This window comes from Antiquaquibacter soli (assembly GCF_030580675.1).
GTDB classification, from domain to species: Bacteria; Actinomycetota; Actinomycetes; order Actinomycetales; family Microbacteriaceae; genus Rhodoglobus; species Rhodoglobus soli.
The window spans coordinates 961,366-971,662 of sequence record NZ_JAUQUB010000001.1; the positions used below are offsets into that span (position 1 = coordinate 961,366).

Sequence of the window (10,297 nt, forward strand, 5' to 3'; positions counted from 1 at the left end):
CATCCCGACCCCGCCGTTCGGTGGTTCTACTTCTGGAGCACGACCTGCAGGTCGAGCGTGATCGTCACGTCGTCGCCGAGCGTCATGCCGCCGGCCTCAAGGGCGTTGTTCCAGCTCACCCCGAAGTCGTGGCGGTTGATCTTGGTGGTCGCCGTCGCTCCGGCGCGCGTGTTGCCGTAGCCGTCGACGATCAGGCCGCCGAACTCGCCCTTCAGCACGACGCTCTTCGTCACCCCGCGCATGGTGAGGTCGCCGGTGACGCTGAAGTCGTCCGGCTCGCCGTCGAACGACGTGGAGCGGAACGTCATCGTCGGGTGCTCGTCGACGAGGAAGAAGTCGCTCGTGCGCAGGTGCTGGTCGCGCGCCTCGACGCCGGTGTTGACGGAGGAGACGTCGATCGAGGCCTCGATCGTGGAGTCGTGCGGGTCCTCGGCGGTGACGATCGTCACGTCGAAAGTCTCGAAGGTGCCGCGCACCTTGCTGATCATGAGGTGCTTCACGGTGAAGGAGACCTCGGAGTGCGTGGGGTCGAGCTTCCAGGTGCCGACGATGTAGTCCGGGTGGATGCTGGTCGATGTAGTCATAACTCCATGCAAGCGCATCGAGCTCGAGATCATTCCGGATTTAGTGGACTTGTCACCTAAATTTACGAGCCCGTTACATTCCGCCGAGATCGACGACTCCCGATGAGAGCGCGACGAGCGCCTCGCGGTCCTCGAAGTAGCGTGCGTAGTGCGCCTCGAGCTCGGGGGAGATTTGCGAGAACTCACTGCCCACGAACGAATGCAGCTCGTTCGTCCGCTCGCCCGGCTCGATCTGGGCGTACTGCGCCATGAGTGCGATCCACTCGGGATCGTCGGCCCGCTTCGCGGCCTCGGCCTCGAGGAGCGGCTCGAGGGCATTCTGCTCTGCGTCGCTCAGGCGGTCCCACACCGCGTGCAGAAGCTCGTGGGCAGCGGTGACCTGCTCGACGTTCTCGAATCCAGGGCCCAGGTCGTACAGGAATATCGTGCGGAAGTCCGGGCGGTAGCAGCCGATCGCCCCGACGGACTGCTCGATCCCGCACTGGGCGTCGAACTCGGCGGCGTCGGCGATCATGGGGCGGCTCGCGAAGAACAGGAACCGGCCCTCCTCGGTCATGGTCGTGGCCTCCGCATAGCCCTCGATGGTCGGCGACGGCGAGTACTGCCAGACGGCGACCTGGTCCATGATGCGGTTCGTGTTCGACACGGCCCAGATCGCGACGAGCACTCCGATGATCGCGAGGGCGGTCATCCCCGCCCTCCGCAGCATCCGCACGACGTCGAACCTAGCCCAGCCGCGGTGCTAGTGGCCCACGAGCGGGCCCATCACGCGCGCCGCGAGGGACGCCCGGCCGGTGACTCGCTCCTCGAGGTCCGCCGCGCTCATCGCGAGCAGGCCCGCGTTCGATCCGACGAATCGGAGCGGCTCCGGCTCCCAGTCGGGAGAGCGGTGGTTCACCCAAGGCAGCCGGACGAGATCGGAGTCCGTGCCGGTGACGAGGTCGGCGATCGTGCGACCGGCGAGGTTGGTGGTGCTGAGGCCGTCGCCGACGTATCCGCCCGCGCTCGCGAGCCCCGAGCGGGGGTCGAACGACACGCTCGCGTGCCAATCACGCGGCACGCCCAGCGGCCCGCCCCAGCGGTGCGTCACGGCGGCATCCCCGATCACGGGGAAGAGCTCGCCGAGCGTGCGGCGCAGGTGGTCGAAGACCGCGGGGACGCGGTCGTACTCCGGCCGGATCGCGCTGCCCCAGTGATAGCGGGCACCCCGGCCGCCGAACGCGAACCGGTCGTCAGCCGTGCGTTGGCCGTAGATCAGCAGGTGGCGGTAGTCGGTGAAGGTCTGGCCGTGCTCGAGGCCGATCTCGTCCCAGACCTCGGCCGGGAGCGGCTCGGTCGCGATCATGAGCGAGTAGAGCGGCAGGATGCGGCGGCGCAGCTGCGGGAGCGCGGCACCGTAGCCCTCGAGAGCCGACACCACGATCGGAGCCCGCACCTCCCCGAGGGCTGTGCGCACCCGGCCGGATTCGAACGACAGCACCTCCGTGCCCTCGTAGATCAGCACCCCGCGCGACTCGAGCGCCCGCGCTAGCCCGCGGACGAGCCGGGCGGGGTGGATGCGAGCGCACGCGGGGTCGAAGCTCGCCCCGAGCGCTCCCGCCGCCCGGACCCGCTCCGCGCCCCACAGCTCGAGCTCGTCGACGCCGTACCGCTCGGCGTCCGCGACGTCGGCGCGCGCCGAGCGCAGCTGCACCTCGGATCGAGCGAACGCGACAGTTCCGCCCTTGCGGTAGTGGATGTCGAGGCCCGCGGCGTCGGCGGCGCGGCCGACCTCGTCGACGGTGCCGATCATGGCCCGTCGGAGGGCGAGCGCGGCATCCCGACCGTGGGCCCGCTCGAGCGAGGCGGTCGATCGCGGGAACAGCGCACTGCACCAGCCCCCGTTGCGCCCGGAGGCGCCGAAGCCGGCGATGTCCTTCTCGAGTACGACGATGCGCAGCGCCGGGTCGCGATCCAGGAGGTACCAGGCGGTCCACAGCCCCGTGAGGCCACCTCCGACGATCGCGACGTCCGCATCGCGGTCTCCGGGGAGGGCGGCTCGCGGGCTCAGGTCGTCAGCGACGGTGTCGTGCCAGAACGAGAGCCCGCGATAGTCCGCTACAGCCGCGACCATGCCTCGGTGAGCACTCCGCGGAGGATCGACTCGATCTCGTCGAACTCGCTCTGGCCGATCGTCAGCGGCGGAGCGAGTTGGATGACGGGGTCGCCACGGTCATCGGCACGGCAGTACAGCCCCGCGTCGTAGAGCGCCTTGGAGAGGAAGCCGCGCAGCAGCCGCTCGGACTCGTCGTCGTCGAAGGTCTCCTTCGTCGCCTTGTCCTTCACGAGCTCGATGCCGAAGAAGTAGCCGTCGCCGCGGACGTTGCCGACGATCGGGAGGTCGTTCAGCCGCTCGAGCGTCTGGCGGAACAGCGGCGAGTTCTCGCGGACCCGCGCGTTGAGCCCCTCCTCCTCGAAGATGTCCAGGTTGGCGAGCGCGACAGCGGATGACACGGGGTGACCGCCGAACGTGTAGCCGTGGTAGAACGACGTCTGACCGTGCTTGAACGGCTCGTAGACCTTCTCGGAGACGATCGTCGCGCCGATGGGGGAGTAGCCGCTCGTCATGCCCTTCGCGCACGTGATCATGTCCGGCTCGTAGCCGTACGTGTCGCACGCGAACATGTTCCCGATTCGGCCGAAGGCGCAGATGACCTCGTCGCTGACGAGGAGCACGTCGTACTGGTCGCAGATCTCGCGCACCCGCTGGAAGTAGCCAGGAGGCGGCGGGAAGCAGCCGCCGGAGTTCTGCACGGGCTCGAGGAAGACGGCCGCGACGGTGTCGGGGCCTTCGAACAGGATCATCTCCTCGATGCGGTTCGCCGCCCAGAGGCCGAACTCCTCCTCGGTGCCGGTGAAGCCCATCTCCTCGGCGCGGTAATAGTTGGTGTTCGGCACGCGGAAGCCGCCCGGGGTGAGGGGCTCGAACATCTGCTTCATCGCCGGGATGCCGGTGATCGCCAGCGCCCCCTGCGGAGTGCCGTGGTACGCGATCGCGCGGGAGATGACCTTGTGCTTCGTGGGCTTGCCCTGCAGCTTCCAGTAGTACTTCGCGAGCTTGAAGGCGGTCTCGACGGCCTCCCCGCCGCCGGTGGAGAAGAACACGCGGTTGAGGTCGCCGGGGGCGTAGTCGGCGAGCCGGTCGGCGAGCTCGATGGCGTTCGGGTGCGCGTACGACCAGATGGGGAAGAACGCGAGCTCCTCCGCCTGCTTGGCCGCGACCTCGGCGAGGCGCTTGCGGCCGTGGCCGGCGTTGACGACGAACAGGCCGCTCAGGCCGTCGATGTACTTCTTGCCCGTCGAGTCCCAGATGTGGTGGCCCTCGCCCTTGACGATGATGGGCACGCCGTGGCCATCCTCCATCACAGATTGGCGGGCGAAGTGCATCCACAGATGGTCCTTGGCCTTCTGCTGGAGGTCTGCCTCGATGAATTCGGACACGGTCTATCACTCTTCCTTGGTTTAGCGAGTTCCCCAGTTGTAGAACTGCTTGTGAAGGCGCAGGTAGACGAAGGTCTCCGTCGACTGCACGCCCTCGATGGCCCTGATCTGCTTGTTGAGCAAGTCGATCAGGTCGTCGTCGTTCTCGCAGACCACCTCTGCGAGGATGTCGAAGCTGCCCGCCGTGAGCACCACGTAGTCGACGGCGGGGATGCGGCCGAGACGCTCCGCGACGACGGTCGTGTCGCCGGCGACACGAACGCCGATCATCGCCTGGCGGTAGAAGCCGAGCTGCATGGGGTCGGTCACCGCGACGACCTGCATCACGCCCGAGTCGGTGAGCTTCTGCACCCGCTGCCGTACGGCCGCCTCGCTCAAGCCCACGGCCTTGCCGATCTCGGCGTACGATCGCCGCCCGTCGCCTTGGAGCTGCTCGATGATGGCTTTCGAGACGTCGTCGAGCTGCACCGGCTTGGCTCCGGGCTGGCGAGCGGAGGGACTCATAGCTCGATTCTGTCAGTCGATGAGACCGCTCACAAGCGAATCCGCACTTCCGAGCACCCTGGACTGACGAAATCGACAGCCGGGAGGGTGGAAGACCCCGCGGCGGGCGGCTAAGTTAGTGCCATGAGCGCTTCGGAGATCAAGAACTTCATCAATGGCCGGTACGTCGACGCGAAGGGCGACGACAGTTTCGCGGTCATCGATCCCGCCACAGAGGAGACGTACGCGACGTCTCCGGTCTCCGGCCAGGCCGACGTGGATGACGCGTTCGCGGCCGCCGCCGCGGCCTTCGAGGAGTGGGGCGAGACCACTCCGGCCGAGCGCCAGCTCGCGCTGTTCCGCATCGCCGATGCGATGGAGGCTCGGGCCGAGGAGTTCGCCGATCTCGAGTCCAAGGACACCGGCAAGCCCCGGGCATCCCTCGTCGACGACGAGATCATGCTCTCCGTCGACCAGATCCGCTTCTTCGCGGGCGAAGCCCGTCACCTGAGCGGCATGGCCACGGGCGAGTACATGAAGGACCACACCTCGAGCATCCGGCGCGAGCCGATCGGGGTGATCGGGCAGGTCACACCGTGGAACTATCCCCTCAACATGGCCGTCTGGAAGTTCGCGCCGGCGATCGCCGCGGGCAACACGACCGTGCTCAAGCCGAGCGACACGACGCCCTCCTCGACGCTCCTGCTCGCCGAGATCGCGGCCGAGTTCCTCCCCGCGGGCGTTCTCAACGTCATCACCGGAGACCGCACGACGGGTGCTCGGATGATCGAGCACAAGACCCCCCAGATGGTCTCCATCACCGGCTCTGTCCGTGCGGGCATGGAGGTGGCGAAGGCGGCCTCGAGCGACCTCAAGCGGGTCCACCTCGAGCTCGGCGGCAAGGCACCTGTCATCGTCTTCGACGACGCCGACATCGAGGCCGCAGTCGAAGGCATCGGCATCGCCGGGTACTTCAACGCGGGCCAGGACTGCACCGCGGCGACCCGAGTGCTCGTCCACGAGCGCGTGCACGACGAGTTCGTCGCCGCGATCACGGCGTGGGCGAAGGAGAACGCGAAGACGGGCGCGCCCGACGAGGACGGCGTCCTCTTCGGTCCGGTCAACAACGCGAATCAGTTCGAGCGCGTCTCCGGCATCATCGACTCGCTCCCCTCGAACGCGACCATCGAGCTCGGCGGCAAGCGCCAGGGCGACAAGGGCTACTTCATCGAGGCGACCGTCGTGTCCGGTCTCAAGCAGACGGATGACGCCATCCAGAACGAGATCTTCGGCCCGGTCATCACCGTCCAGAAGTTCACCGACGAGAAGCAGGCCCTCGAGTGGGCGAACGGTGTCAGCTACGGGCTCTCGTCGAGTGTCTGGACGAAGGACCACGCGCGCGCGATGCGCTTCGCCAAGCACCTGGACTTCGGCTGCGTGTGGATCAACACCCACATCCCTCTCGTCGCCGAGATGCCGCACGGCGGCTTCAAGCACTCGGGCTACGGCAAGGACCTGTCGAGCTACGGCTTCGAGGACTACACGCGCATCAAGCACGTGATGTCGTTCATCGGTCAGTAGCCACGGCCTCGTCGGGGTGCGTCGCGGCGTGAGCCGCGCGCATCGCCCGCCTCCCGGCAGGCACGAGCGTCGCGACGGCGATGACGACGAACATCAGGATGCCCGCCGCGACGAGAAGGCTCTCGACCGTGAACTGGTCGGCGAGGGGGCCGAACACGACCATGCCGATCGGCATCGCCACGGCCATCACGATCCCGACGAAGCCGAACACGCGGCCCTGGCGCTCTGGCTCGACGGTCTCCTGCAGGAGCGTCATCGAGGGCGTCGAGAAGAAGGGCACAGCGAGGCCGACGACGAACATGAAGGCGAAGAACACCCAGAGGTTCGTCGACAGGCCGAGGGCGACCGACAGCGCGCCGAACAGCACCGACGACGCCACGATCATGACGATCTTGTTCCTCGTGCCGCCCCAGACGGCGATGACGAGCCCGCCGAGCACCATCCCCACGCTGAAGGAGATCTCGAGCACGGTGAGCTTCCAGACCTCGTCGCCGAAGGTGCGGGCCACCATGAGCGGTGTCAGGTATGAGGGCGCCACGGTGAGCAGGAAGACGACGCCGAACAGGACGAGGAGCCACCGTACGAACGCGTGGTGGGCGATGTAGCGCACGCCTTCGACGAGGTCGGTGAAGTAGCCCGCGCCCTCGGCCGTCGCGTTGCGCACCGTCGGAACGGCGATGAGCAGGAGGAAGCCGATGCCGACCACCGCGGTGACGACGTCGATGAAGAAGATCGCCGTGAGCGAGGCCGTGGCGTAGAGGGCGCCGGCCGCGGCGGGGGCCAGCAGTGCCATCGCCGATTGGATCGATCCGTTGATGCCGTTGACCCTCATGAGGTGCTCGGTCGGAGTGATCTGCGGGATGAGCGCCGACACGGCGGGCATCTGGATGCCGGCACCCGTCGAGCGAATCGCGAGCGTGAGGAAGATGAGCCACAGGTCGCTGGCGCCGGCGAGCATGAGCAGCGCGAGCGCGAGGGTCGACGCCGCGATCGTGGCATCCGCTGCGATGATGAGGGCCTTGCGGTTCAGGCGATCCGCCCACACCCCGCCGAAGATCGAGACGAGGGCCTGCGGGAGGAAGCCGAAGACGGCCGCGAGGGCGAGTGCGACCCCCGATTTCGTCTCGAGGGTGATGTGCCACATGACGGCGTACTGCACGAGCATCGAGCCGAACAGCGAGACGGTCTGCCCGGAGAGGAACAGCGCCACGTCTCGCTTCCACGCGGGGCGGGTCTCGGCGGTGTCGTTGTCCATATGCTTAAGACTATGGGTGCGGACCTCGACGACACGGTTCGAGTCCCCCCGCGGCCGGCCCCCACCGCGGCGCTCCCCGACACCGAGGACACCGTCATCACACCGCGGCCGTCGCATCCCCACGATGTGTCGGCCGAGGACCGCGCGCCCGCGGATCCCGTCGACCCGGCGCCCCCGCCGCGAGGCACCTACTCGCTGCGGGTCGGGCTGCAGTCCGACCCGATCGCGCTCGACGCCCCCGTGCTCGTCGGGCGCAACCCGACGCCGCCGCGCGTGGTCAGAGGCGACGTGCCGCGGCTCGTCCGCGTCGCCTCGCCCGGGCGCGAGGTCTCCGCGACCCACCTCGAGGTGCGTCAGCTCGGGGCGTCTGTCATCGTCACCGACCTGCGCTCGACGAACGGCTCCCTCGTGATGGTTCCCGGTCGCGCGCCGGTCGCATTGCGCCAGGGGGAGTCGATGGTAGTGTCGCCCGGCACGCTCGTCGACATCGGCGACGACACCATCCTGCAGATCCTGCCCATGCACTCATCTGGAAGGCAGCCGTGAGCGAACTCGGCCGAGACGGCCTCACGCATCGGATCCCGGTCCCCGGGCGCGACGGAGACGTCGTGCTGTCGTGGGCGGCCCTCACCGACCGCGGTCGTCGGCGAGCGGGCAACGAGGACAGCTACGTGGTCGCGCCGCCCCTCTTCGCGGTCGCGGACGGGATGGGCGGGCACTCCGCCGGCGACCTGGCGAGCGCCGCCGTCGTCGAGCGGCTCGCCGAGTCGGTCACGGGCGATTTCGGCACGATCACGCAGCTCGAGCGCGGGCTCGCCGCCGCGACCGAGGACATCGTCGAGATCGCCGGGGACAGCGAGCTCGGCGTCGGCACGACCGTCACGGGCGCCGTGCTCGTCCTCGTCGACGACGACCCCTACTTCGCGGTGTTCAACGTCGGGGACAGCCGCGTGTACGCGTTCGAGCGGAACGAGCTCGTTCAAGTGACCACCGACCACTCGGTCGTGCAGGAGCTCGTGGATGCCGGCGCCCTCACCAAGGAGGAGGCCGAGCACCACCCGGACAGCAACATCATCACCCGCGCCGTCGGGTTCGGTGCTGTCCCCATCGCCGACTACCGGATGGTGCCGGTGCGAGCGGGGGTGCGGTTGCTCATCTGCTCCGACGGCCTCACGAAGGAGGTCGGCGAGGATCGCCTCCGCCTGCACCTCGCTGCCGGGTTGTCGAGCGCGGAGACCGCGGGCGCGCTCGTCGACGCCGCGCTCGCCGCGGGTGGTCGGGACAATGTCACGACCGTCGTCGTCGATGTCGTCGACGCTCCGGCCGCCCTGGAGATCGAGGACACGGAACCGCGCGGCGCTCGCTGAACGCCCGCTGAACGCTCGCCCACAACTGGGGGTCGGCGAGGGGGGACGCCGCCCTGCCCCGCTCAGTTTGCCCGCCTACAATGATCGGAAACGTCGAGAGACCGAGGGGGTGTTCGTGGCGCGCAGGCTACCTTCTCCGCCGCCGACCCTGGCCGGGTTCTCGCACGTCCACATCCTCGGGTCGGGCGGGTTCGCGGACGTCTTCCTCTACGAGCAGAACATGCCGAGGCGCCAGGTCGCCGTCAAGGTGATGCTCAGCGAGGTCGTCAACGACCAGGTGCGGCAGATGTTCCAGGCCGAGGCGAACCTCATGGCGCAGCTCAGCGCCCATCCCTCGATCCTCACGGTCTACCAGGCGAGCGTCTCGTCGGACGGCCGACCCTACCTCGTGATGGAGCTGTGCTCCGCCGCCCTCAGCCAGCGCTACCGCAGCGAGCGCATCCCGGTCGCCGAGGTGCTGCGCATCGCGGTGAAGATCGGCAGCGCGATCGAGACCGCCCACCGCGCGGGAGTGCTGCACCGCGACATCAAGCCGTCCAACATCCTGCTGACGGCCTACGGCCACCCGGTGCTGTCGGACTTCGGCATCGCCGCGACGCTCAGCGAGACCGGCGACCGCGAGGCGGTCGGAATGTCGATCCCGTGGTCGGCTCCCGAGGTCCTCATGGACGAGACCGCCGGCACGATCGCCTCCGAGGTGTGGGCATTCGGGGCGACCGTCTACTCGCTCCTCGCCGGTCGCTCGCCGTTCGAGGTGCCCGGCCAGTCCAACACCTCGACCGACCTCATCTCACGGATCAACCGGGCCAAGCCGCAGCCGATCGACCGCAGCGACGTGCCGGCTAGCCTCGAGCGCATCCTCCAGCGGTCGATGTCCCGCCGCCCCGAGAGCCGCCAGTCGAGCGTCCTCGAGCTGGTCCACGAGCTCCAGTCGGTCGAGAGCGAGATCGGCGTGCCTCAGACCCCCGTCGAGATCGCGGTCGACGAGTGGGCGGCGGCCACGGTGGCCGACCTCGAGGACCGGACGGTGATCCGCGGGGGGTCGAGCTCGCGCGGGTCCGTCTCGCAGCGGCGTCGGCGTCGTCGCGGAGCAGATCAGGGCTACAGCTCGGTGGGCACCATCGTCAAGGAGGACCCCGTCGGGTCGCGAAGCGCGCAGACCCAGCCTCGCGGTCCGGGGCGGGGGATGCGGCTGCTCGCGTGGGCGGTCGTCGGGGCCGCGGTGCTCGTCGTCGCCCTCGGGGCCCTCGCGACGCTCGTCCTCATCCGGGCGGGGTCCACCGACATCCCCACCGTCTCCGACATCGCTGCTCGAGTGGTGGACGACACCGTCGAATTCACGTGGAACGACCCCGGCCTCGGCGCGGGCGACACGTACCAGGTGTCGCCGAGCGACGGCTCGCCCGCGGTCCAGCAGCGCGAGGCGAGCTTCGTGGTCGACGCGGAGCCCGGCGACCGGGTGTGCATCTCGGTCGCCGTCAACCGAGAGGGCCGGGTAGGCGAGCGCAGCGCCGAGAAGTGCGCGGACGTCCCCGAGTGATGGCGAC

10 protein-coding genes are annotated in these 10,297 nt (G+C 68.7%); 4 read left to right on the forward strand and 6 right to left on the reverse strand.

All coding sequences use genetic code 11. From position 1 onward, the window contains the following. Window positions 1-26 precede the first annotated feature (26 nt). The 5 genes from Q5716_RS04735 to Q5716_RS04755 form a co-directional block, all read right to left on the reverse strand. Window positions 27-584, reverse strand: a complete 558-nt coding sequence (locus tag Q5716_RS04735; protein WP_305001938.1) for a YceI family protein — start codon at window positions 582-584, stop codon at window positions 27-29. A gap of 73 nt (window positions 585-657) precedes the next feature. Next, window positions 658-1,275, reverse strand: a complete 618-nt coding sequence (locus Q5716_RS04740) for a hypothetical protein (protein WP_305001939.1) — start codon at window positions 1,273-1,275, stop codon at window positions 658-660. A 51-nt stretch (window positions 1,276-1,326) separates the two neighbouring features. Continuing rightward, complete coding sequence (locus Q5716_RS04745; RefSeq protein ID WP_305001940.1) at window positions 1,327-2,697, reverse strand: NAD(P)/FAD-dependent oxidoreductase; 1,371 nt, start codon at window positions 2,695-2,697, stop codon at window positions 1,327-1,329. Then, complete coding sequence (locus Q5716_RS04750) at window positions 2,682-4,010, reverse strand: aspartate aminotransferase family protein (RefSeq protein WP_305002963.1); 1,329 nt, start codon at window positions 4,008-4,010, stop codon at window positions 2,682-2,684. Before Q5716_RS04750 ends, Q5716_RS04745 begins: the two co-directional genes overlap by 16 nt. Window positions 4,011-4,085: 75 nt before the next feature. Then, window positions 4,086-4,568, reverse strand: coding sequence for an Lrp/AsnC family transcriptional regulator (locus Q5716_RS04755; protein ID WP_305001941.1), 483 nt, complete (start codon window positions 4,566-4,568; stop codon window positions 4,086-4,088). A gap of 123 nt (window positions 4,569-4,691) precedes the next feature. Between Q5716_RS04755 and Q5716_RS04760 the strand changes: the two genes are divergently transcribed. After that, entirely contained in the window at window positions 4,692-6,128 is a 1,437-nt protein-coding gene (locus Q5716_RS04760) for a gamma-aminobutyraldehyde dehydrogenase (protein WP_305001942.1), read from the forward strand. Here the strand turns inward: Q5716_RS04760 and Q5716_RS04765 are convergent. Then, window positions 6,115-7,383: an MFS transporter gene (locus Q5716_RS04765; protein WP_305001943.1), complete on the reverse strand. Its 1,269-nt coding sequence runs from the start codon at window positions 7,381-7,383 to the stop codon at window positions 6,115-6,117. The genes Q5716_RS04760 and Q5716_RS04765 overlap by 14 nt on opposite strands. Window positions 7,384-7,395: 12 nt before the next feature. On the opposite strand from Q5716_RS04765, the gene Q5716_RS04770 reads away from it, so the two are divergent. From Q5716_RS04770 to Q5716_RS04780, 3 genes are all read left to right on the forward strand, one after another. Next, window positions 7,396-7,929, forward strand: coding sequence for an FHA domain-containing protein (locus tag Q5716_RS04770; RefSeq protein WP_305001944.1), 534 nt, complete (start codon window positions 7,396-7,398; stop codon window positions 7,927-7,929). Further along, window positions 7,926-8,750: a PP2C family protein-serine/threonine phosphatase gene (locus tag Q5716_RS04775; RefSeq protein WP_305001945.1), complete on the forward strand. Its 825-nt coding sequence runs from the start codon at window positions 7,926-7,928 to the stop codon at window positions 8,748-8,750. The genes Q5716_RS04770 and Q5716_RS04775 overlap by 4 nt, the downstream gene beginning before the upstream one ends. 115 nt (window positions 8,751-8,865) lie before the next feature. Then, window positions 8,866-10,290, forward strand: coding sequence for a serine/threonine-protein kinase (locus Q5716_RS04780; RefSeq protein WP_305001946.1), 1,425 nt, complete (start codon window positions 8,866-8,868; stop codon window positions 10,288-10,290). Window positions 10,291-10,297: the final 7 nt, after the last annotated feature.

Excerpts from the sequence above, each read along its gene's own strand:
- Q5716_RS04735 (WP_305001938.1), bottom strand. The coding sequence starts at position 584 with ATGACTACATCGACCAGCATCCACCCGGACTACATCGTCGGCACCTGG.
- Q5716_RS04740 (WP_305001939.1), bottom strand. The coding sequence starts at position 1,275 with ATGACCGCCCTCGCGATCATCGGAGTGCTCGTCGCGATCTGGGCCGTG.
- Q5716_RS04745 (WP_305001940.1), bottom strand. The coding sequence starts at position 2,697 with ATGGTCGCGGCTGTAGCGGACTATCGCGGGCTCTCGTTCTGGCACGAC.
- Q5716_RS04750 (WP_305002963.1), bottom strand. The coding sequence starts at position 4,010 with ATGCACTTCGCCCGCCAATCTGTGATGGAGGATGGCCACGGCGTGCCC.
- Q5716_RS04755 (WP_305001941.1), bottom strand. The coding sequence starts at position 4,568 with ATGAGTCCCTCCGCTCGCCAGCCCGGAGCCAAGCCGGTGCAGCTCGAC.
- Q5716_RS04760 (WP_305001942.1), top strand. The coding sequence starts at position 4,692 with ATGAGCGCTTCGGAGATCAAGAACTTCATCAATGGCCGGTACGTCGAC.
- Q5716_RS04765 (WP_305001943.1), bottom strand. The coding sequence starts at position 7,383 with ATGGACAACGACACCGCCGAGACCCGCCCCGCGTGGAAGCGAGACGTG.
- Q5716_RS04770 (WP_305001944.1), top strand. The coding sequence starts at position 7,396 with ATGGGTGCGGACCTCGACGACACGGTTCGAGTCCCCCCGCGGCCGGCC.